20 protein-coding genes and 1 pseudogene are annotated in these 20,866 nt (G+C 57.7%); 6 read left to right on the forward strand and 15 right to left on the reverse strand.

Annotation, left to right across the window (positions count from 1 at the left end):
• Positions 1–41 precede the first annotated feature (41 nt).
• The 3 genes from ACXYMR_RS00845 to ACXYMR_RS00855 are packed head-to-tail and all read right to left on the reverse strand — an operon-like array spanning position 42 to position 1,749.
• Complete coding sequence (locus tag ACXYMR_RS00845; RefSeq protein ID WP_458940850.1) at positions 42–599, reverse strand: dihydrofolate reductase; 558 nt, start codon at positions 597–599, stop codon at positions 42–44.
• Positions 560–895: a phosphoribosyl-ATP pyrophosphohydrolase gene (locus ACXYMR_RS00850; protein ID WP_458940851.1), complete on the reverse strand. Its 336-nt coding sequence runs from the start codon at positions 893–895 to the stop codon at positions 560–562. The genes ACXYMR_RS00845 and ACXYMR_RS00850 overlap by 40 nt, the downstream gene beginning before the upstream one ends.
• A complete protein-coding gene (locus ACXYMR_RS00855) occupies positions 895–1,749 on the reverse strand; it encodes a thymidylate synthase (protein ID WP_458940852.1) in 855 nt (284 codons plus the stop codon). The genes ACXYMR_RS00850 and ACXYMR_RS00855 overlap by 1 nt, the downstream gene beginning before the upstream one ends.
• Here ACXYMR_RS00855 and ACXYMR_RS00860 point away from each other — a divergent pair.
• A complete protein-coding gene (locus tag ACXYMR_RS00860; protein WP_458940853.1) occupies positions 1,748–2,455 on the forward strand; it encodes a helix-turn-helix domain-containing protein in 708 nt (235 codons plus the stop codon). The genes ACXYMR_RS00855 and ACXYMR_RS00860 overlap by 2 nt on opposite strands.
• Positions 2,456–2,602: 147 nt before the next feature.
• Entirely contained in the window at positions 2,603–2,971 is a 369-nt protein-coding gene (locus tag ACXYMR_RS00865; protein WP_458940854.1) for a VOC family protein, read from the forward strand.
• Between the two features lie 635 nt (positions 2,972–3,606).
• Here the strand turns inward: ACXYMR_RS00865 and ACXYMR_RS00870 are convergent.
• The 10 genes and pseudogenes from ACXYMR_RS00870 to ACXYMR_RS00915 all read right to left on the reverse strand — a co-directional run.
• Positions 3,607–4,431: pseudogene (locus ACXYMR_RS00870) on the reverse strand (recombinase family protein); the annotation flags it as partial.
• Positions 4,432–4,464: 33 nt separating this feature from the next.
• Entirely contained in the window at positions 4,465–4,689 is a 225-nt protein-coding gene (locus ACXYMR_RS00875) for a helix-turn-helix domain-containing protein (protein WP_458940855.1), read from the reverse strand.
• Between the two features lie 19 nt (positions 4,690–4,708).
• Positions 4,709–5,062, reverse strand: a complete 354-nt coding sequence (locus tag ACXYMR_RS00880) for a hypothetical protein (protein ID WP_458940856.1) — start codon at positions 5,060–5,062, stop codon at positions 4,709–4,711.
• A gap of 13 nt (positions 5,063–5,075) precedes the next feature.
• The gene (locus ACXYMR_RS00885) at positions 5,076–5,399 is read right to left on the reverse strand and encodes a hypothetical protein (protein WP_458940857.1); all 324 of its coding nucleotides are present in this window, start codon (positions 5,397–5,399) and stop codon (positions 5,076–5,078) included.
• A gap of 43 nt (positions 5,400–5,442) precedes the next feature.
• The gene (locus ACXYMR_RS00890) at positions 5,443–6,021 is read right to left on the reverse strand and encodes a tyrosine-type recombinase/integrase (RefSeq protein WP_458940858.1); all 579 of its coding nucleotides are present in this window, start codon (positions 6,019–6,021) and stop codon (positions 5,443–5,445) included.
• Between the two features lie 144 nt (positions 6,022–6,165).
• Entirely contained in the window at positions 6,166–9,003 is a 2,838-nt protein-coding gene (locus ACXYMR_RS00895; protein WP_458940859.1) for a type IV secretory system conjugative DNA transfer family protein, read from the reverse strand.
• A 5-nt stretch (positions 9,004–9,008) separates the two neighbouring features.
• Positions 9,009–9,419, reverse strand: coding sequence for a hypothetical protein (locus ACXYMR_RS00900; RefSeq protein ID WP_458940860.1), 411 nt, complete (start codon positions 9,417–9,419; stop codon positions 9,009–9,011).
• 58 nt (positions 9,420–9,477) lie between these two features.
• Positions 9,478–10,647 (reverse strand): type IV secretory system conjugative DNA transfer family protein, encoded by a 1,170-nt coding sequence (locus tag ACXYMR_RS00905; RefSeq protein ID WP_458940861.1) that lies wholly within the window; start codon positions 10,645–10,647, stop codon positions 9,478–9,480.
• Between the two features lie 156 nt (positions 10,648–10,803).
• Positions 10,804–11,145 (reverse strand): DUF3768 domain-containing protein, encoded by a 342-nt coding sequence (locus ACXYMR_RS00910; RefSeq protein ID WP_458940862.1) that lies wholly within the window; start codon positions 11,143–11,145, stop codon positions 10,804–10,806.
• A gap of 275 nt (positions 11,146–11,420) precedes the next feature.
• A complete protein-coding gene (locus tag ACXYMR_RS00915) occupies positions 11,421–12,842 on the reverse strand; it encodes a hypothetical protein (protein ID WP_458940863.1) in 1,422 nt (473 codons plus the stop codon).
• A 348-nt stretch (positions 12,843–13,190) separates the two neighbouring features.
• Between ACXYMR_RS00915 and ACXYMR_RS00920 the strand changes: the two genes are divergently transcribed.
• A complete protein-coding gene (locus ACXYMR_RS00920) occupies positions 13,191–14,717 on the forward strand; it encodes a recombinase family protein (protein WP_458940864.1) in 1,527 nt (508 codons plus the stop codon).
• An 8-nt stretch (positions 14,718–14,725) separates the two neighbouring features.
• On the opposite strand, the gene ACXYMR_RS00925 is transcribed toward ACXYMR_RS00920, so the two are convergent.
• Positions 14,726–15,088 (reverse strand): nuclear transport factor 2 family protein, encoded by a 363-nt coding sequence (locus ACXYMR_RS00925; protein WP_458940865.1) that lies wholly within the window; start codon positions 15,086–15,088, stop codon positions 14,726–14,728.
• A 1,335-nt stretch (positions 15,089–16,423) separates the two neighbouring features.
• Positions 16,424–17,143, reverse strand: a complete 720-nt coding sequence (locus tag ACXYMR_RS00930; protein WP_458940866.1) for a hypothetical protein — start codon at positions 17,141–17,143, stop codon at positions 16,424–16,426.
• Between the two features lie 74 nt (positions 17,144–17,217).
• Between ACXYMR_RS00930 and ACXYMR_RS00935 the strand changes: the two genes are divergently transcribed.
• From ACXYMR_RS00935 to ACXYMR_RS00945, 3 genes are read left to right on the forward strand one after another with little or no spacing between them, the layout of a single operon-like run.
• Positions 17,218–18,465 (forward strand): CBASS cGAMP synthase, encoded by a 1,248-nt coding sequence (locus ACXYMR_RS00935; protein ID WP_458940867.1) that lies wholly within the window; start codon positions 17,218–17,220, stop codon positions 18,463–18,465.
• Positions 18,462–20,081, forward strand: coding sequence for a ThiF family adenylyltransferase (locus ACXYMR_RS00940; protein WP_458940868.1), 1,620 nt, complete (start codon positions 18,462–18,464; stop codon positions 20,079–20,081). Before ACXYMR_RS00935 ends, ACXYMR_RS00940 begins: the two co-directional genes overlap by 4 nt.
• Positions 20,053–20,538, forward strand: a complete 486-nt coding sequence (locus ACXYMR_RS00945; protein ID WP_458940869.1) for a Mov34/MPN/PAD-1 family protein — start codon at positions 20,053–20,055, stop codon at positions 20,536–20,538. Before ACXYMR_RS00940 ends, ACXYMR_RS00945 begins: the two co-directional genes overlap by 29 nt.
• Positions 20,539–20,866: the final 328 nt, after the last annotated feature.

Consider the following 20,866-nt stretch of genomic DNA (forward strand, 5'->3'; position numbering starts at 1 on the left):
CCCCTCATGGGATCCGGCCCGCGGATGACGGGGCAGGCGGCCTAATCCCGCTCCAGCACCCGCACCACAAACGCATGCTCATCCCCCGGCCCGGCCGGAAACGCTTGCCGCTCGACCTCGCGCCAGTCCGCCTCGGCAAACTCCGGAAACCGCACCTCGCCCTCCGGCACCGCATCGACCTCGGTCAGGTAGAGCCGGTCTGCAGCACCGAGCGCCGCCGCGTAGATCTCACCGCCACCGATGACGCAGACCTCGTCCATCCCGTCGGCCGCCGCCTGCGCCCGCCCCCGCGCCACGGCATTGTCCAGCGAGGCAAACACCTCCGCTCCCTCGGCGACGAACCCGTCCTGGCGCGTGACCACGATATTGAGCCGCCCCGGCAAGGGTTTCCTTGGCAGGCTGTCCCAGGTCTTGCGGCCCATGATCACCGGCTTGCCCCGCGTCACCGCCTTGAAGTGCTTGAGATCGCTGGCCAGGCGCCAGGGCAGGTCATTGCCCGCCCCGATGACGCCATTGCGGCCCCGCGCTGCCACCAGCACCAGTTTCACATCGCCGGACGTCACTGCGCCGCCTCGTCCCGGTCGAGCCAGCTCAGCCATTTTTCCTGTACCGCCGCATCCAGGTCGACGCCCTCGTCACGCGCCAGCAGGAGCAGCATGCCCAGCGTGTCCGCCATCTCCAGCGCCAGCGCCTGGCGCGCCTCGGGCCCGGCCGGACGCCGCGAGCGGCCGCCGGCCGCCAGATAGGCCTGGGTCAGCTCGCCGAGCTCTTCGTGCAGTTTCAGGAGATACCAGTCGCCCGAGCGGTCGATGTCGTAATTTTCCGCATAGATGTCGCACACCTGTGCGATGCGTCCGCCGAGCGCGTTGAGCGGCGTGTCGTCCGACCCCGCCATCACACCGCGACGGGTGCCGTGATGCGCGGATGCGGGTCATAGCCGTCCAGGGTGATGTCCTCGTACTCGAAGGCGAACAGGTCGGTCGCCTCCGGATTGAGCTTCAGTTTCGGCAGGGCCCGCGGCTGGCGCGACAACTGCTCTTCCACCTGGTCGACATGGTTGGAATAGATGTGGGCGTCGCCAAAGGTGTGGATGTACTCGCCCGGCTCCAGCCCGGTGACCTGGGCGATCATGTGGGTCAGCAGGGCATAGGACGCGATGTTGAACGGCACGCCGAGGAACATGTCGGCCGAGCGCTGGTAGAGCTGGCAGGACAGCTTCCCGCCCGCGACATTGAACTGGTACAGCGTGTGGCAGGGCGGCAGCGCCATGTTGGGCACGTCGGCCGGGTTCCAGCCCGACACGATCAGCCGGCGCGAGGCCGGGTTGGTGCGGATCTGCTCGAGGATGCCCGACAGCTGGTCGATCTCGGTGCCGTCCGGCCCGGCCCAGCGCCGCCACTGCTTGCCGTAGACCGGGCCGAGATCGCCATTGGCGTCGGCCCACTCGTCCCAGATCTTGACCCCGCGCTCCTGCAGCCAGCGCACATTGGTCTCGCCGCGCAGGAACCAGAGAAGCTCGATGGCGATCGACTTGAAGTGCACCTTCTTGGTGGTCAAGAGCGGGAAGCCCTTGGACAGGTCGCAGCGCAGCTGGCGTCCGAACACCGAGCGCGTGCCCACGCCGGTGCGGTCGTCCTGGGCCGAGCCGGTCTCCAGGATGTCGCGCAAGAGGTCGAGATAGGCGTGCTCGACGTCCGAGCCGGCCTGCTCGCGGTTACGCCCTTCGGCGATCAAGACTGCTTCGGCCATGGCGATCTCCTTCAACCGCCATCCTGACCGATTCGGCGCGGCGATGCTGTACCCGGGACGCGTTAATCCACAGCCTGAAGGAAACCACCTGGCGGAATTTACCAGTACCCGGGCCCGGCCTGGCTTGCCTTGTGACATGGCAATGGCGCGTCGCTGGCGGTTCCTTGACGTGCGCCTGACGCTGCGCTGTCGTGGCCTCGCGGCCGGATTGCAGGCCTTTGGACCGCTTCAGGTTCAACATCCCCCAGGGAGACCCTACATGGCTTTCAAGACTGACACGGCCAAGATCAGGCGCTGGCGCGAGGAACGGCACTGGTCCCAGGAACACCTCGCCGAACTGGCCGGGATAAGCTTGCGGACCCTGCAACGCATCGAGACCGGCGCGTCGGCCTCGCGCGACTCGCTGACAGCGCTGGCCGCCGCCTTCGATGTGGATGCCCTGGCGCTCTGCGTCGACCCGGAGGAGGAAAGCACCCGGATCGCGCAAACCCGCTGGGCGAAAGCCGCGGCGGGCCTTCGGCTGTCCTTCTGGATCCACCTGATCAGCTTTGCCTTCGGCATTGTCATTTTCACCGCGATCAGCCTGATGATGGACACCGGGACCTATGTCATGGCCGTGCCACTCATCTGGTGGACGATCGGTCTCGCCGGACACGGCGTTGCGGTCGGTCTTGTGGAAGTTGTCAGGCGCCATCAAACTGTTTGAAGAGCCGGTGTGAGGCCGACCAACCCGTGTCGGCGACGCCAGTCAGGGCTCCGCACGCCGATGTGACTTGCCAAGTCGTTGCCGACGGGTATCGTGCGGACTGGAACACAAGCGGAACAAAATCCACAACACGCGAGGAGAAACAACATGATCGGCTATGTCACCCTGGGCACCAACGACCTCGAGCAGGCGGCCCAATTCTACGACAAGCTGTGCGCCGAATTCGGCGTCGGCCGGATGATGGAATCCGACAGCTTCATCGCCTGGGCCGAACCCTATGGCGGTGCCGGCATCGGCCTGACCAAGCCCTATGACGGCGGCAAGGCCACCGTCGGCAATGGCGTCATGGTCGCCCTCCAGGCCAAGGATCAGGCCATGGTCGACAAGGTCCACGCCAAGGCCCTCGAGCTCGGCGCCACCGACGAGGGCGCCCCCGGCCCGCGCGGCGATGGCGGCTTCTACGCCGGCTATTTCCGCGACCCGGACGGCCACAAGCTGAATGTGTTCTGTATGTAATTCCCGCTTTCTTGCGGAGCAGGGACATAGTGAAGGTGTATCGCTATGTCCCGATCACCCACAATGATGGCCTCGGTGATCGTGTTGATCACCGAGGCCTTTTGTTCATGGGTCAAACTGTCCCACCGGTCATAGAGCGCTTGCGCCCCGGCAACGACTTCCTCACTGGAAGCCTGTGTGACCTCTAGCGCAGCGATTTCGCCCTCCAGAGCGGCGATGCTCTGCTCAATTCCTTCGCCACGCTCAGCGGCCTCCCCATCGACCTGCTTGTACCGTGCCGGCTCAATCGTACCGTCGAGATACCCGCGGAGCAGTTTGTCGCGATCATCAGACACGCTGATACGCTCGCGCTTGAGCAGCTGCATCTGATCGGTTTTCGCTTTGATGTGGTCGCTGCTCTTCGCGAGGTACGCGTCGATCTCCTCACGCGATGAGAAGAATGCTCGCAGCCGATCCCGGAAAATAGCCTCCAAGTCGTCCTGGGGAATTTTCGCGCGGCACTTGGGGCAGACGAATTTCGGGCTCTCATTGAGCACATACATGGTTTGCCCTTCCCGTTCGCATTTGACCTTGCCTGCAAACAGGTACTTTCCCCGTGGTCCGACCGGTGCCTTTTTGGCCTGGCGATCGAGAATAGCATTGCACCGCTCCCACAGCTCTCTTGAGACGATGGGCTCGCACGGATGCCACTCCCACTCTTCCTCCGGCTTCAAGAGGACCCGTCCGTTCCGCGCTTCCGAGTAGGTGTAATTGGATCGGCGAAGTCCCTTCGCCGTCGGATCGCGGAGTTGCACTTGGATGGTGCTGACCGAGAACGGCTTACCCCTGCGGGTACGGTATCCGCGTTCGGTGAGGATACGTCGAACGGTCCCCTTCCGCTCATACTCCGCGAACAATTCAAAGATGAGAGCTTTGACCGGTGCCTCATCTGGATGCGGCACCATCTCGCCATCCTTCCACTGGTACCCAAAGGGTGCGGCACCAGCCACGCGCTTCCCCATTTTCGCCCGCGTCACCACAGACGCCTTGATGCGGTCAACAATTTCTTCGCGCTCCCACTGCGCCATGGCCGCGATCATCGTATAAAAGAGCCGTCCCGACGGCGTGGAAGTGTCGATGTTTTCCTGGAGGGAAATTAGGTCGGCATCATGCGCTCGGAAAATCTCCGAAAACTCCAGCAGCTCTTTGGTGCTGCGCGCCAACCGGGCCAGTTTGGAGAACAGGAGCGCTGAAATGCGCCCGGCCTCGACATCCGCCAACATGCGCTTGGCTTCAGGGTGCTCGATGACCGCCTTACCGGAAACGCCGGACAGGTCGTAGACCTCGGCTATCGTCCAGCCTTTAAACTGGGCGTACTGCTCGGCGCGCGTGCGGTGGATGGAGGGGCTGTCGCCCTTCGCCTGATCCTCGGTCGAGACGCGGATCCAAACCCCTACCGCCCTGACATCCTGTTGCTGCATAGCTCAATCAATACGCGAATCGCGCGCCTTCTGCTAGCTGTGGTCGGCGCCCTCGATAATGGTAGCGACGGGCACACCAAGCGTTTTGGCGGCCGCGAAAAGCCGCGCAGCTCCCAATCGGGCTCGGCCATCCTCCACCAAGGCGAGGTGTGCAGGCGTGAGGCCGATGGCTAGCGCCAGCTCGGCGCGTCGGATGCCCTTGAGGCAGCGCCACAGGCGCAGTTGCGCGCCGATCTTCGCATCGATGGTGTCAAGCATGACCGCCTCCCTGGAACCACTATTCCTCGTTGACAGAGACGCGTTCCGTTGAAGATCGTTGGGCCGCCAGGAATAGCGCTGCTATCGGGAGGGCGTGGGCGCCAATCACCAAAAGCCACACCATGACCGGTCCACTGTCGCCTTCTTGAAACTGATGCGTCATCAAACGGAAGGTCGGGCTCAGGAAGAGCACCTTCACTCCGGAAACGACGACGGTGATGATGGTGAAGAGCCGCTCGCCATAAAACGCGCCGAGCGTCACCAGGGCGAGCCCGATTCCACCGACGTACAGCCCGTAAATTGGGATGATTAGCGATATGAGGAGGACGACAAAGCCCGCAATCGCGAGACCGGTTGCCGCTTGCTTATTCATGGCTAATCCCCCCTCAACGGCAGGAATAGGCCGTACCGACCCATTCGTTGGTTAGACTCGTGCCTCGCTCCCGCCAGACAACATGGGTGGCGCGAAGGTGGGCCGCTTGGTTGAGAGCGGCGTTCTGAGCGTGTGTGCGCCCGACCGAGGCGCTCAAGCCAACGAAGACTGCATTGGAGCCGGACACAGCCCCAAGCTCCTCGCAACCCGCGACGTCGCTTTGGCGGGCGTCGATGATGTTGGTTTCAACCGGCGTGGCGCACCCTGCCACGGCAATCAAAATGGCTACGGTACCGGCTTTCCAGCCCACCTCAGCATTCAGTTGCTGCTTTTTCATCGCGATCCCCTGCTGTGAACACTTTGGGGTAGAGTGTTCGCGCTCAGGCGATCTGTCGGGGCTTACCTTCTGCCCACAAACGTTCCGCCAAGCGCCGCTCCTCCGCACCTATCGCGTTTGCATAGATTGCTGTCGTCTCAAGCTTCGCATGTCCTAACCAGCGCTGGAGTAGATTGAGGGGTACTCCTCGTTGAACAGCAGCAATCCCAAACCCATGCCGTAGACCTTTCGGACAGGCGTGCATGCCAGAAAGACCACTCTCCGCCATTGCTCTCTTGATGACTGCCCAGCCTTTGCTTCGCCCCCACGGCCACAACCGAATGCCCTCGCTCAAGCGAAAAGATTGACGCGCAAGCTTTTCCAGAAGCCAGTCAGGCAGTGGTACAGCGCGATAAATCGGCTCTGGACGACGCTTCTTAAGCGACCTGAAGACCACTGCTCGCATTGAGCGATCGACTTGGCCGGCGGTAAGCTCAAGCGCTTCGCTAATTCGGCATCCGGTGAAAGCGATTAAAAGACAGAACGTCTGTTCTGGTAGCGGTAGCTTTTGCGCAGTCACAATAAATCGCTCACGCTCTTCCAGCGTGAGGTATTTCCTACGTCCCTGAAAATCGAAAATCATACTCTTCGCATCGTAGGCTTCCGGGAGTTGGCAGCCCAACTTGACCCTTGACGCGGAAACTACTCCGATGAACACTCTACCCCAGAGTGTTCAAATTTAATCATAAAATTCGATTTCGCGCCACTCGCCACCAGCTTGAACCTGCTAGCGATTGCTCTGGCTCTCAATTGACGCAGCGATGATTTTTCCGAGGGCTTCGCGCTTATGTTGAGCCTCGTCCTCTGAAACCGGGCGAAGATGCGTCTTCACGCGCCAGCCACGTATCACCTCATCGGATGATGAGAGCGAGGCGGCCTCATCATCGAGGAAGGGGCCAACTCCGTCTGGTGCTAGGATGAATATCCGCGGCACCTGGTCTTCAGCCAGGGTCTCCGCGATGACGTTCTTAAATTGGGCGCGCCTGCTCGGATCCGGCACCACAAGCACCACTTTGTCAAAACCTGCATCGAGGCATTTGATCAGATTGCGGCGCTCATGACCCACATCGGTCGTGACGGAGACTTCTACTCCGATGGACAGGTGGTCATGCTCCAAAGCAATATCGACCTTGCCTCCCCCATCCAAAACGGGCTTCTCGAGAATTGCTCGAAATCCGCGCTCTTGCGCCAGTTCGCGCACCAATTGTTGGAGCTGTTTGTGCTGACGCCCGCCCAGCCCGGCCACGTATCGGTCAATTTCTTCCTTGCGGGTCTCCTGCACGTCTTCCTTGGGCTCGACAGGTTGAGATGGTTCTGGATCGACTTCAGTCCGCGGCTCCTGCGACACGAACGCTGGCGATGGCGCGGGTACCAGGTCGTCTGATTTCGCCGCCTCCGGCTCGACACAGTTCGCATCGACCGGCCTTTCCTTGTCAGCAGACTGAGGCGCCGGTTCGTCGATGATCGCTTCGATCTCCGAGAGGGTTGCGCAATACCGGGCCCTGTTGGCATCGATAAGCTTGCCGTATTGCTCATCATCCAGCGTGGGCAGCGCATTCACCTCCCCGAGCTGGATATTCGTACGTAGCGCGGACTCCGTGCGGCCTTTGACGTAGGCCGCGAACTCAGAACGACCGCGCCTTTTGCTCATTGATCTTATAAAGCTCGCATCGGTGCGCATATCGTCTGCGAGCGCGCGAGCATCCTTCGCGGAGACACCGCCCGCAAACTTCAGCGAGGTGGATGCCATGACCGTTGAGCGCAACCGGTTTGGCATCTGATCGAGGTGCTGTGCGGCGACATGGAGCCCCACCCCATACTTGCGCGCCTGGTTGAAGAGGTGCTCCAACGTTTCGTCGAAATAGTCGTGCGCCTCATCGATGTAGACGTAGGTGGTCCGGCGTTCCGCTTCTTCGATTGTGGCGCGCTCAAACGCGGCTTGAGCGATCTTGGCGATGAAGAACCGACCGAAAATCGAACACCCTTCCGATTTCAACAGGTCCTTGGCGGTATTGATAAGGACGATCTTGCCGTCATTCATTGCCTCGAACAGGTCGATGCGATTTTCCGGATGCGAGAACATCCGCTCGAAAACAGGGTTGGCTAACACGCCCCAAAGGCGTCGAAGGATCTGTTTTTTGGTAGCCGCGAAGCCGCGCGAAAAGAATTCGCTCTCGAAAAACCGCTTGGCCGATCCGTCAAGCGTTTCCATGTAGGGCCTGTAGGGCTCGCCATCCTCCATCAGCTCGCGCAGCGTCTGCACTGTGGCATGCGGGATCGCGAGCATGAGGCGGGCCAGATAGCGAAATACGACACCCTGCTTTTGTGTCAGCTCTGCCCCGAGCAGCGCCGCAAAGAAATACTCGTAAAGATCGATGACCGAGTTAATGACGCGCTCCTTGCCCGCCCGGTCATAGCCATCGAGCCGTGCGGCATCGAAGGCGAAGAGATTGAGTGCGACGGGAAACTCCACATCGGCCGGATCGATTAAAATTAGCCGGTCTGAAAGCTCACATGCCGCGTCTGGATCGAACAAGGCCAGTTGCGAAATCGTACGGATAAGATCACCCTGGCTGTCGATGACAATCAGTCCCGGGGGCTGCTCACCGATATACGTCAGGTCATGGTGGATGAGGTTGAGCAGAAGCTGGGTTTTGCCGTGCCCAGACCCGCCCACAATGAGCGTATGCTCGGTTCTAAGGCTTGCCGGCACCCGAACCGGCAAGGCGCTCTCGAAGTAGGACTGAAAGGGCGTGTACTGAAGATAGGTTTCGATTAGTTCGGGAATAGCGAGATCATTGCGATCGCGAGGCAGGCGGTAGGGTTTGGTTGGCGGCACGGCGTTCGGGGCCATGTCCGACGCGACGCGAACATTGCGCATGATCTGCTCACGCAGAAATGGAAACAGCTCGGCTTGCACCGCCGGGCCGTCGTCCGCGCACAATCGCACCAGGAGCGTTGAGAGGAGCTCGGGCACATCATCGGCTACGCCGAAAAGCGGCACGTCGATAATGTAAGCATTCTCGTCTTCGCCGTCGTCGATCCATTCTTCTGTCGCCGCCACATCGAGCAGGCGAATGGAAAGATCGACCAGCAATTCCTTCACCGTGTTGAGCCGTGGCTCTAGATGCAACAGGAAGCGTTCGTGACCGACTAGAAAATTGCGGAGCTGCGAGCGCGGCGTCATGGGCAACCGCGCAATGTCCCCGACGTCGTACCGGGGAAACCAGAACACATCCTCGACCAGTACTCCATTGACGACATCGTAGAGCGCATCCAGTAGCGGCCGGCTGAAGCCGGTTTGGCTTGCCTTAAAGGCGGCGACGATGATGTCGCTGACGAGTTCGCTCCTCGTCTCGTCTGGCGCCAGTCGTGACGCCTCACGGAGGCGCCAGACGCGGGCATACAGCGCCTCCAGGTCGACAATCTCCCGATCCCGCTCCGTCAGAAACCAATTGGAGAACAGCCCGCGCCCGACCTTGGGGCCGAACGCGGGCTGGTTGATGCCCGCTTGCCAGCTTTCACGCCACCACGAGGATAGTCCCGAGAAGAAATCCTCGGTCATCGCTGTTAGGGCGCGGTCGGTTCGATTTCGAGGATGTGTTCGGTGCCGTCGAAGCTTTTCGCGACCTCCAGATAGCGGCGGATATTGTGGCAAGCGACATGCACTTGCTCCTCGGTATCGGTCAGCTCGCCGAGATCCTTGCACTCCAGGTGCTGGCCGTTAATGAGGTCGTTCATTGTGAAGCGGCGCTTCGTGGCGCGGTCGAGCACCATGCCGCCCAGCGCTTTAAGGCTGCCAGCGCGGGCCATCTCAGCGTTCCGGTCGGCCGCCTCGCTCGAATAGACCAGCTCCTTGCCCAGCTTGTACTGTTGAACCAGAGCCTTCTCGTCCGGTGTCAGCTCCGCCATGACGTCGAGTTGGAACACGACCTTGCCGGTCAAACCGGTCTTCTGACTGCGTCGTATCTTGAGTTGCATGCCACCCTCCCTGTTTCTCTCGTCGCGAGAATAGCACCAATTTGACAACTTAGGCGAGTCATTGCTGAGTTCTGCCATAAGTGGGTATCGGGCCAGCGGGCGGAAGGGTGATGGCACTGAATGGTTTGCTCGGTGCGCCATCGATCATAAGCCTCAAGTAGATGTGAAAGTTTGGGAGGCTGATCAAATCGAGCCGCTCAAATTTCGGCTCGAACTCCTTCGCCAAATAGCCGGCATCCTCTGCGCTGACCCTAAACGCGATCAAGGTGCCGGCATTGCCGAGGACCGCATGCCGGATCGGCAGGCTGACCTGCTGGAGAAATTGATGCGCGAGGATGAGCGCGACACCGGTCTTGCGCAGCTCGGCCAGCATTTCCGCAATCGCCAGCGTCGTGAAGGTCTGGAACTCGTCGATATAGATGAAGAAGGGACGGCGTTTCGCCTCGGGCAAGGCGACACGGGAGAATGCGGCCACCCCAAGCAAGGTGGTGAGCACCCCACCAAGCAGCGCAGAGCTGTCGGCCCCTAATCGGCCCTTAGAGAGGTTGATAATCATTACCTGTCCTTCGTCCATCACGGCGCGCAGGCGGAGCTGACCCTCTTGAGCGGTGAAAAAGCGATAGAGCCGCGGGTCAGCCAACAGCGCGCCCACCTTGGACTGAATGGGTGCGATCGCGTCTCCTCGATAGCGTTTGGCGTAATTGGGAAACTCGTGCTCCCAGTAGCGCCGAACCTGCTTGTTCTGAATGTTCGGGACCGCGTTGAGCCGGAATGTATCGTCAGAGATGATCCGAAGTATGTCCGGCAGGGTTGCGCGCGGCTGATCAAGCAGTGCCAAGAGCGCGTTGCGTAGCACATGCTCCATGCGCGACCCCCAGGCGTCGCTCCACATCATCTTGAAGACATCCAGAAGTCCGGCGGCGACCAGCGGACGCAGAGGCGCGCTGACCCGCACAAGAGGGTTTAAGCTCACGCGGCAGGCAGGATCAGCGGGGTCGACATAGACGATGCGTCTGTTGTGACGGTGATGAAGTCGCGTCCAGAGCCGGAGCGCGAGATCACCGTGGGGATCGAGCAACGCACAGCCAAGCCCGTCCCGTATGTCGCCGAGAAGCATCGTCTCGAGCAAAGTGGTTTTACCGGTCCCGGTCTTGCCGACGATGTAAATGTGCGAGGCCCGGTCAGCCGGACGAATGCCGAAGGCACGGTCATCATTGCGATGGCGCAAACGCGCGAAGTATCGAATGTGATCCGGTGGCTGAGACGGCATAGAGTTCCAGCCTACCGGAGGGCGCCCGGGCCGAGTAGGCGTGGGGAAATGCGCACGGCGCAAACGCCCACACCAAAACAAGAAAAGGCTCCGCAAAGGGGCGGAGCCAAAGAGCTAGTATTCATTCGCGAGCATGACGGTGAGCACGCGTGTGGTTTGCTCCGGATCGGACGGATCATCCGAGCCGAACTTCATCGTCGTGTCGTAGTAGTCGATCTTCCAGAGCAGCGGCTCACCGTCGATCACCACCCGCCCGAAATCATGATCCTCGTAAGGGTCATTTTCCGGCGTGAAGTCGTCAAAATCCCGGATGGCCGCGAAAGCCGCAAGGATAAACGCTTCGCCCCTGTCATGAACGCCGCGCGTCATGACAAGGCGCCCGCCCTTTCCCGTGGTCCGGAGCGCATCATTGAGCTCGCGAATGGTGCAGGTTCTGCACTCGGTTGTCGTTTCCATGGGTCTCTCCGTATCGCGTCGCCGACACCGCCAATCGATGCCGGCGGACGACACCGAGAAGGCGGTGCGTCCGATTGAGCCCTTAGGGGGCAGGACACGCAGGGGCGCAAATCCCCGCGCTCACTTATTGTCGCCCACCCGTGGCCCGGAGCGTAGACGTGGGCATTTGCAGTCGGCGCAAATGGGGATGTTGGGGACATCGGGGATGTCGCCGGGGGCCCACACCCCAATCTGGGGCCAGGGGTGGGGTTGAGTGACGCTATGACCACCAAATGTCAGGGACGTCGTCCGACATCCCCGACATCCCCAATGTCCACCCGAAGCGTCTCCCCCAGCCGGTCTGCCAGATAATCCACGTCCTCGTCAGTGATGTCGTATCGCGCGTAGAGGGCGGCGAGTGCCGACGCCTGGGATTTGTGGATGATGAACACGCCGTGGCTCTTTGTGGTCTTCAGATTGAGCTTGGTGCGTACAAGGTGGCCCACCGCGCGCGCGGCCAGCGGCTTGCTCAAACTGTCGAGATAGGCCCGACCGTGCACCTGGGCAATCTCCCGCATGCTCACTCCTGCACTATCGTCGCGTAGCATGAGCTTGCGGATCACCGTGAGCACTTCTGCCTCGAGTGTCTGACCGCGGGCCTCTTGCAGCCGCTCTTGGGCGATGGCGGCGTGCGCCAGGATTGCTTCGCGGTCCGTTTCGTCCACGGCGACGGTGAGCAAGGGGCTGAGGATCTGTCGCATCCGCGGCTCCATGCCCGGTGCGTCCGTGTCCATGGGCTTAGGTTCGCCAACGTGCTCGAAATGATCGAACCGGTATTGGAGCAGTTTGGAGCGCAGCACTGCGGCCTCGGCCGCCTGCTCGCTTGGGAGGTTGATCGGGATATCGGGTCGGGTGGACGCGCTGGACGACGTCTCAGTGAGAAACCGGCTCTCCAATGCGGGGTCGTCGTAGCGGCCGCGCATGGCAATGATTTTCGGACCAAACACTTTGAAGGCGCGAGGGCGGAAGTCCTTGCCGTTGATGCTCTCGCTGCGCAACACCGGATAGCCCTTCACGTTGCCGGCATTGAGAATTTTGGCAATGAGTGCGCTTTCATCCGAGAACCGGAAATCCGCCTCATCGATCACCAGGGTGCCACCGATACGATTGAGCAAATGGAAGATGGGCGAGGTGGTTGATGCCCCACCCGCGAAAATTGGCTTGAAGCAGATCGATCCAATGACGGTGAGGAAGCGGGTCTTGCCTGTCCCATAATCGCCGCGGCGCCGCAGGTAGGGCAGTTCGTTGAAGCGATCATGGACCCAAGTCAGTAGAACATAATTGGCGGCGAGGCGCTCGAATGCCTCAGAGACGTCAACATAGGCGTGGATGTAGGCCCGGATGGCATCGAGCAGGTCTGCAGTCTCGCCGTATTGCATTGGCTCGTCGGGAAACCGGAGCACCCCGTGCTCCACCAACGCGCCAGCGCTTGAGAGCGGTACGTAGCGAACCGCCTCGTCCGGAACATAGTCATCGACGATGGTAGCCTTTTGGTCTTTCCAGATGGCGAGCCGGGCCCGCTCCTTGTTCGCGTCGAAAATTGTCTCGATCAGCTCGCGATTGGGTGCAATGGCCGAGACGACCTGGATGGTTCGTCGGGTAGGTTTAGTTGGCTTGCGCTCGGCATTTGCCGGAGCGTTGGGTAGGTGTTCTGACATATGCCTAAAGGCTATCAGGGGACTCTGGTAGCGAACCAGACGTGGGGATCTGCAGACCCTGCAAGCGGCCACGTCTTCCGGATCGCGGCTGCAGGCGTATCCTGAACGGTCTCATGTCCAGAACCCCTTCCAAGCGACCTAAGTTGGACTTCCTCCGTAAGCTGCTCCCGGAAGAATTCACGAAGCAACAAATCCGGGTCGAGGAAGACAGGCTTTTTCGCTACATCGCGCTTGTCGAGCGGATCGCGCGACGGTCTGATCCAGAGAATCGCGGAAGGAGGTCCGACCCGCCAGATTCGACTCTTTGCGACCAAGATTCTATCCTATGAGTCTATAACTATATGATTTATGGGAAATTATTACGCTTACATTCGCGTCTCAACGGTCAAGCAAGGCCACAAGGGCGTATCGCTCCAGGAACAACGCAGCGCAATCCAACAGTACGCTGACCGCAGGCAGCTCACCGTAACGGAGTGGTTCGAAGAGCGGCAAACAGCCGCCAAGCAGGGGCGACCTGTTTTCGGGCGAATGCTCAAACAGCTCCGCCGCAAAAAAGCGGACGGCGTGATCCTGCACCGCGTTGATCGAGGCACACGAAATTTCCGCGATTGGGCAGATTTAGGTGAACTCACGGAGCTTGGCGTCAAGCTCTACTTTGCCAACGAAGATATCGACCTCTCTTCCCGGAGCGGACGTCTGACTGCCGATATCCTCGTTGCGTTCGCTGCGGACACCATTCGCAATCTACGCGAAGAGACCAAAAAGGGTTTCTATGGTCGACTAAAACAGGGACTGTATCCCCTTCCGGCCCCGGTCGGTTATCTCAACCAAGGCGGCGGCAAGCCCAAGGCGGTCGATCCAATGCGAGGACCGCTGGTTCGAGAGGCTTTCGACCTTTACGCGACCGGACAGTACTCCATCACGACATTGCGGGAGAAGATCACAGCGATGGGTCTTCGAAGCGCGTCCGGCAAACCTCTCTCCGTAAGCATGATCGGCCGGATGCTTAACAACCCATTCTACGCTGGGATCATGCGGGTCCAGAAAACAGGTGAGGCGTTCAAAGGGATACATGAACCACTAATCTCACCCTACCAATTCAAGCGCGTTCAATCGATTCTGCAGGGCAAATCTGGTGAGAAGCTTAGGCGACACCGCTTCTGCTACAAGCGCCGGCTACGATGCAAGAGGTGCGACGGTTATCTGATCGGCGAGCTCCAAAAAGGTCGGGTCTATTACCGGTGTCGGACCCGCGGCTGTCCCGGGTGCTGCATTCGGGAAGACCTGGTCGACGGACAGATCCAAGCAGTCTTATCCACCGTTCGGATTTCAAAGGCGGAAGCGAAAGCGCTCATCGCCGCGTACCAAGATCTCAAGAACGATTTTCAGGCTCGGGAAGCTGAAAATCGAAAGAAGATCAGCTTGCGAATTCAGCAAATGAACCAGCGCCTGGAGCGTCTAACAGACCTGCTCATTGACGGCACGATTTCAGGCGAAGTGTATCGAAACCGACAGGAAAACCTGCTGATGCAGATCGCGGAAGCCGAACATGAAAGTTCGAATATTGGGGTCACACGGGGTAAAAATCCTAATCGAATTCGAAAAATGTGCGAACTCGCTCAAAGCCCGCTGTTAAGCCATTTTTCCGCGAATGCACCAGAATCTCGAGAATTGCTAAATGAGACGTGCGCGAACTTTTGGGTGGATGGAAAAAAGCTCTCTGTTGAGCTGCATTTTGCCTACGAACTGCTCGCAAAACGCACTTCCATCCCGACTGGCTGCCCGATGAGAGGCATTATTCGAACTTTGACGTGGTGGTTTGCGCAGGGTGCAAATAACCAGGCCAGAAACCCTAAAAATTCACCTTTCGGTTAAATATTAACTTAAAGTGCTCGAGTGCCTTGGTGGAAAGCCATCATCCACTCATCACCCTCTAACATCCATATTGAACTTCGAAGCGAACTTAGCACTTGACCGTCTACAGTAATAGTAGATTTATAGGTTACTAGTACGGTATCGTCACATAAGATCCTTGTTTCAAAATTTTCCACCTTAACACTTAAATCTTCTTCCTCTTCCGCAAGTGCCTCAATGATCGATGCTTTTGTGAAAACCGTTCCTGAACTGCCAAATTCAATAAATGAATCAGATAGGTATTTATTTATTTCTTGAGCTGAAGACCGTACCTCAAATTTATGTAGCGCTGTTTCGCGCTCAAAAAGTATTCTGTCTATTTCTTTTTGCATTATTCGTTACTTAGTTATTTACACAAACGTGCTGCCCGATGAGAGGCATTATTCGAACTTTGGGGTGGCGGTTTGCACAGGGCGCAACTGGCAACACCTGTGAAGCCCAGGATTCGGACCATTCTCCAGCTTAGCCTAGTGCTTCGCACGGTCCAAAATGGTCTACGTGACTGGCGTTTCCAAGCCATCTATGGCACCATTAACCAAATGATTTAATTGATAAATCTATAAGTATATGCGTTCACACCAGCTGTCACAAATCCGAAACTTCCTCGAGACAAAGCACTTCCGGGCAGCTGTGGAGATTCGAGCAACCCACCCGGTTGTGATTTCGATCTCTGCTGTGAGGAACATCTCATCAGTTGCTGAAATGTCGAGAGACGAAGTGGCGCATTGGCGCTGGATCACCGAGGTTGTGCTCCGTGTGCTCCACCAAGTGTTTGGGACAACCGAATTTTCGGTTTTGTCTTCCAAAAATGATGAACACGCCAGTACCAAATCCAGGTCTCCTCTGGTCGTTTTTGCGCTTGATTACGAAACAGCACGAGAAAACGGGTATAGGAGCCAATTGTTTTGGTTCGCCATGCGGCCGCCAAATGAGGAAGGGCTATACGCTGAACTCCCAAATGAGGTATTAGAGAAGGTGATTTTGCATCTTTCTCAACGGGCGCGCGCCATCGTTTCATCGCCTCGCTAGCTTGGTATTTTGCGCCACTGCAGAATAATTTCGACTGCTTGTGCCCCACAGCTGGCGGGAACTTTCGCCCTGATCGGCAGCGGCGCTACTTATGGTAACCAGAGCGTTCCCCATGGGCGTATCGAGACGTTTGTCGAACATTGACACGAAAATTTGCGAACGGTGCAAATGCCTACGTCGAACGACATAAAGACTTCTCGCCCGTCAATAGGTACCTCTCCAAGGGTTTGGTCGGCCGTGGCAGGCGGTCGAGATCTCGAAGGAAAATTGCAGTACGCGTCGACCCAAGCGGGTCCACGCGCTGAACCGTGCTTGGAGGTCCGCTTTGGCGCAGGAGCAGACGTTGGTCATTAAGTTTTCTGCTCGACCGGCTGCGGCGAAATAGCTTCCAAATGCACCTGGCCGTCGGCCAGATAATAGGGTGGCTTGTGAAGCAATACCAAGGCGGGATGGCTTCGACGACGCCGGCTCTATGGTCATCAGTCGATCACAATCGCAAAGTGACTCGTTGGGGTATCTGAGATTGGAAAATCTAATCGCGTGCTCGACGTTCTGTCCAACGTCTACTTCTGTGGCAACTTATCCTACGTACACCGCCTGCGTCGTTCCGCCCATGCGAATTGTCAGGTAATTCTTCGTCATGGCCTCCTTTTCATTGTGATGCGTCCGGCGACATTCAATCCCTTACGCCAAGATCGATTGTTCCAATAGGTGCCGGTCAGCTCATCCGCGCTAACCACGTCCAGCATTGCAGCTCCAAGGAAGTTGTCTTCATCAGTTGCTTCGACAGAGGAGTTGAACTGTCGGAAGCCCCAGAACACGCGCGGGGGATAGTCAGCACACTTCCGAATGAGTTCGAAAATGATAGTTCTGGATTGCTGGAGCGGCGTTGATTTGTTGGGGTAAATGATCACTTCGGCTTTCGCCCATCCCATTGTTATGGTTGCGTCAAATCTAAACGGCACCCCCTCGCACATTGTATCTGGGTTAGATACAGGGTCGAACCGCTCTTCGTTGGCATCCCGGCTCGCTTTCCACATCGCCTCCACCGTTGGCCAGTTCGAGTCAATTTCTACCGTCCAATCTCCGTCGAGATCCTCAAAGACATGCTTGCGCAGTTGACTGCCTATCCAGGGCAACCTCCATAACCATCGGCGCACCCGCGGCAAGAACGGAAGAACTAGAAGAGCTGCTATTGCTAATGCGAGCCAACGAGGTGCGATGTTTAGTTCGGCCCCGATTTCAAGCCCCAACAATCGCGCGAACACCGAAAGCACCAAATCGATCGCTGTGCTCAATAGAAGAGCCGCGACGGCAGATGTTACCATCCAGAACCATAGGCCAAGGATTCTCGCCATAAATCGATCACTACCCCTTGCGCGAACAAAACGCAAACCCCACTATATATGGGAATTTGACTCGGAGTAGTGGCATGACCACCGCAAACGCGCATGCGTTGTTTAAAGGCTTGAGGGTAGAGCCTAGCTTCAAACGTAAGATCCACATTCAGCATGGCGATGATGAAGATAGCCTACTTCGGCAAGCGAGCGAGCGAATTCGTCAATGCCTTCGCCTAGCATTTGGGCAGGTTGATAAAATCTTCGCGTCAGAGGAAGGCCGACGAATTCGTGTCGCCAAACGCGACCACGCGTCTATAGCGAAATCCGCCAAGGTCCAGGTCATCGACGTTCGCTTTCTTCGCCAAGGATCATTCGCATATCAAACTCTTGTGCGACCTGCGAAAACGCCTCCCCAGGAGATCGACTTGGATGATGGCGTTTACGTTCCGGTAGAGTTTGTTGATGACGAACCGATCTTTTCATCGGACGCATTGTTCTATGTGGTGGAAAAGGCATTGGCTTCTCTTCTCGACGAGGAGCCAACGTGGACGCTTTGTCGCAAACCGACATGTGTGCGAGTTCAGCTAGGTGATGCTGGCGCTCACATTGACCTTCCTCTTTTCGCTGTCGAGCAATCTGAGTTTAATCGAGTTCAAAAGAATTTTGAGAAAGCATTTGGTGAGGGCGCCCGGAAAGCGGAGCACCTCAACAACTCGAAGCTAGCTAAATGGGATAAGCACTATCGAGTCCCGTCTAACGCGGTCCGTCTGGCCCACCGAGACGAAGACTGGGTTCACTCGGATCCGAAAGCCTTTCAGGATTGGTTCGAATCCTGGGTTGATGATTTGGGAACCGTCTGTCGGCGCGTGACGATGTACCTAAAAGCTTGGCGAGATCAGGCATCTCCAGACATCAAGCTGTCTTCACTAGCTGTCACAATCACAACGGTGTGGGCGTTGGATGAATTGGCGGGCAAGCCGGCAGGTGATCGAGACGACGCAATGACCCTAGTCGCGCTTCATAAACTTCGAGCGAGTCTTGCGGGCGAGGGGATACTCCATCCGATCACCAATGCTCGACTAGACGCTGAAATGGAAGGCACTGAAAGGGCCGCTCTGATCGCTAGGGTCGATAGCGCCATCGACGGTCTGAACACAGCGCTGAATCATTGTACCAACGCACAGGTAGTAGTGAAACATCTTCGCACAATCTTTGGCGCGCGATTCCCGAATAGTCCGCATGCGGTAAAAATTGATCAGGCGAGTCAATTGCCTCAGGTGACAAAAGAGTCAGCATCACGCGTGCCTCATCCCAACATTATTTCTTCGACATCGGGATGACGGGCTGGCCCAACCCGCCAACATCAATCAGGGAAACGCTTCGACAAATAGGCTTTGAGCGATCCGCTGATCCAAATCGCTATTCTGGCGAACTGAACTTTGGTCACAAGCGGCTTCGCGTCACTTTGCATGTCCCTGACATTGGATTTTTATCAAAACCCGAGGTCTACGTTGACGATCTGAGTGAACTGCCCAACGGCGCAAGGCCACATTTAGAAGGCCCGAACCACAACCGTGTATGCTACGCAGCGCCCGGAACACTGCGCCTTGATCCATATGACCCCGGCGGTTCAGTCTTAGCGGTTCTCAAGATGGCGGAGGACACACTGGCAGACTCGCTCGGTGTTCGCCCCCTTTCGGCAATAACAATGGAATACTCTTCGTATTGGGGAGACCGTGGATTCTATCTGGTGGATGACCCTCCGGCTGGAGTGAGCAGTTGGTCAGCGTTACAAGCGAACACGGGGATTTTTCTCTCTCGAACCGCACAGAATTCGAGGTCCTCAAATCGATCAGCCGTAATCGTGAAGGTCGATCGAAACCTTGAGCCAGTGAGTGACGAAGTTGTGCCAAAAACGGTGCAGCAACTGTCCGAGTGGTGGGAGAAGAATGCTCTCAACTCAATCCTCCCCTTCAAACAGGTGAAGGACCGGCTCCAAGAGGACATTTGGGTTTTCACAAAGGGCCAAAATGCATGCTTGGGCGTCCATCTACTGCCATCGCCACCGGTTAAGGGGAGTAAGCATAGCACCCGCTTGCCCAAAGCGATTCTTAACGCCGCTCCGCTGCAACATGCCACAGCCGAGGAGGCGAGCGCGCGATTTGTGACACAGCGTTGCTTAGGTAATCAGAACGAGGCTCACCCCCCGCTTGGGGGGAAGCACATAGCCTTGATCGGCTGCGGTACCATCGGTTCGTTTTTAGCACCTTTGCTGGTTCGATCTGGCGCGGGGGCTTGTGGCGGCAAATTGGTTCTAGTCGATCCGGAAAGCATATCGCCCGCTAATCTCGGTAGGCACGCATGCTCGTTCCACGAAATCGGGCGAAACAAGGCGGAAGCGGTCGCTGAACAAGTCAGTCGCTTTCATCCGAAACTAAACGTTGAATCCCATGACAACGGAATTGAGCACGTATGGGCGCGGCTTGGCGGATGCCAAGTTCTCATCGATGCGACAGGAACTGAAAATGTCTCCGAGTGGATAAACCGCCAACATCTTAACGAAGAAAGGGATAGACACGTCATTTACAGCTGGATCGTTCAGGAAGGTGCCGCTGTTCAGTCGTTCGCCTCACGAAGTCAAGGGAGTGGAGCGTGTTATCGGTGTATAAGGCCGAGCCTGGCAAATTCAGCTCGACATTCACCGTTGAAGGATAGTTGTAGGCGTACTGATTTCATCTACGGAACGTGCGGAGATGGCGCGTACGTTCCGTTTTCGGTGGCAACTTCGGTTGCAGCCGCCGCCCTAGCACTGGAGGCCACGGTGGCGGTGATCTCAGAAAGCACAGCGAAGAACCTTTGGACGCGGGTGACGGATTTCGGCCTTGCGAAGTCGGGATCAAACCGAGATCAACTGTTAGAGAAATCTGATGAATGCCCCGCGTGCTCTAACCACTGATGTCTCTGTCAGCGTTGACTCAGCCGTCTACCACCGGATCAGTTCACGCGTGGCAGCTGAAGCAGGCAAGCGCGAGACAGGCGGGCTGCTGCTAGGGCTGCGTGCGAAGGGCGCAATAAGGATCATGCGATGTACTTTTCCTGGACCCGCTGACCTATCAACACACCACCGGTTTCATCGCCGTTGCCCAAGTCATCAAATCTCGGCAACGATGTGGTGGGTCCGATGTGGGGGCAAGGGAGACTGGGTTGGAGAGTGGCATTCACATCCAGAGGCCGATCCGACGCCCTCAAATATCGATATTGACTCTTGGAAACGACAAGTCGCACACGTACAAAAACCCCTTACATTCATGATCTTCGGCCTGAGCTCGGTCTACGGCGCGACGATTTCACCGGGTTCAAATACGATCGATCCGCTCGACATAGTTGAGGCAACAAGGCCGTGGATTAGCTAGATTGCTGGATCAAATTTCACGCACGGCGCATCTGAAGCCCCACGCGGCAGACCCAAAAATTTCCGATTATCGACAGCCCGCTGTCGGAATTCAGCGGTCCTGAGACCGAAGCTCCAAGTTCGGTAGCACCAAGAGTGTTAGTCCGCCACACGGTTAGCTATCCGCGCATAATCTCCAATATGAGAACATGCGCTCTACCTACGTGTGCGCTGGGTAAGCTGCTTCGCCAATTACAGCACGCCACACCCGTTGCGTCACGACGTGGCGTTGTGCACATCGCGCAAATGCCCACGCCTCCCCACCCCCCTTAGACATGCCAGAATAAATA

The sequence above is a fragment of the Maricaulis sp. CAU 1757 genome (genome assembly GCF_054482675.1).

Coding starts and splice junctions, on each gene's coding strand:
- ACXYMR_RS00855 (WP_458940852.1), bottom strand. CDS start 1,749: ATGGCCGAAGCAGTCTTGATCGCCGAAGGGCGTAACCGCGAGCAGGCC.
- ACXYMR_RS00865 (WP_458940854.1), top strand. CDS start 2,603: ATGATCGGCTATGTCACCCTGGGCACCAACGACCTCGAGCAGGCGGCC.
- ACXYMR_RS00885 (WP_458940857.1), bottom strand. CDS start 5,399: ATGAAAAAGCAGCAACTGAATGCTGAGGTGGGCTGGAAAGCCGGTACC.
- ACXYMR_RS00935 (WP_458940867.1), top strand. CDS start 17,218: ATGACCACCGCAAACGCGCATGCGTTGTTTAAAGGCTTGAGGGTAGAG.
- ACXYMR_RS00895 (WP_458940859.1), bottom strand. CDS start 9,003: ATGACCGAGGATTTCTTCTCGGGACTATCCTCGTGGTGGCGTGAAAGC.
- ACXYMR_RS00860 (WP_458940853.1), top strand. CDS start 1,748: ATGGCGATCTCCTTCAACCGCCATCCTGACCGATTCGGCGCGGCGATG.
- ACXYMR_RS00940 (WP_458940868.1), top strand. CDS start 18,462: ATGACGGGCTGGCCCAACCCGCCAACATCAATCAGGGAAACGCTTCGA.
- ACXYMR_RS00875 (WP_458940855.1), bottom strand. CDS start 4,689: ATGCTTGACACCATCGATGCGAAGATCGGCGCGCAACTGCGCCTGTGG.
- ACXYMR_RS00845 (WP_458940850.1), bottom strand. CDS start 599: ATGGCTGAGCTGGCTCGACCGGGACGAGGCGGCGCAGTGACGTCCGGC.
- ACXYMR_RS00910 (WP_458940862.1), bottom strand. CDS start 11,145: ATGGAAACGACAACCGAGTGCAGAACCTGCACCATTCGCGAGCTCAAT.
- ACXYMR_RS00930 (WP_458940866.1), bottom strand. CDS start 17,143: ATGGCGAGAATCCTTGGCCTATGGTTCTGGATGGTAACATCTGCCGTC.
- ACXYMR_RS00880 (WP_458940856.1), bottom strand. CDS start 5,062: ATGAATAAGCAAGCGGCAACCGGTCTCGCGATTGCGGGCTTTGTCGTC.
- ACXYMR_RS00925 (WP_458940865.1), bottom strand. CDS start 15,088: ATGCAAAAAGAAATAGACAGAATACTTTTTGAGCGCGAAACAGCGCTA.
- ACXYMR_RS00920 (WP_458940864.1), top strand. CDS start 13,191: ATGGGAAATTATTACGCTTACATTCGCGTCTCAACGGTCAAGCAAGGC.
- ACXYMR_RS00900 (WP_458940860.1), bottom strand. CDS start 9,419: ATGCAACTCAAGATACGACGCAGTCAGAAGACCGGTTTGACCGGCAAG.
- ACXYMR_RS00915 (WP_458940863.1), bottom strand. CDS start 12,842: ATGTCAGAACACCTACCCAACGCTCCGGCAAATGCCGAGCGCAAGCCA.
- ACXYMR_RS00890 (WP_458940858.1), bottom strand. CDS start 6,021: ATGATTTTCGATTTTCAGGGACGTAGGAAATACCTCACGCTGGAAGAG.
- ACXYMR_RS00850 (WP_458940851.1), bottom strand. CDS start 895: ATGGCGGGGTCGGACGACACGCCGCTCAACGCGCTCGGCGGACGCATC.
- ACXYMR_RS00945 (WP_458940869.1), top strand. CDS start 20,053: ATGAATGCCCCGCGTGCTCTAACCACTGATGTCTCTGTCAGCGTTGAC.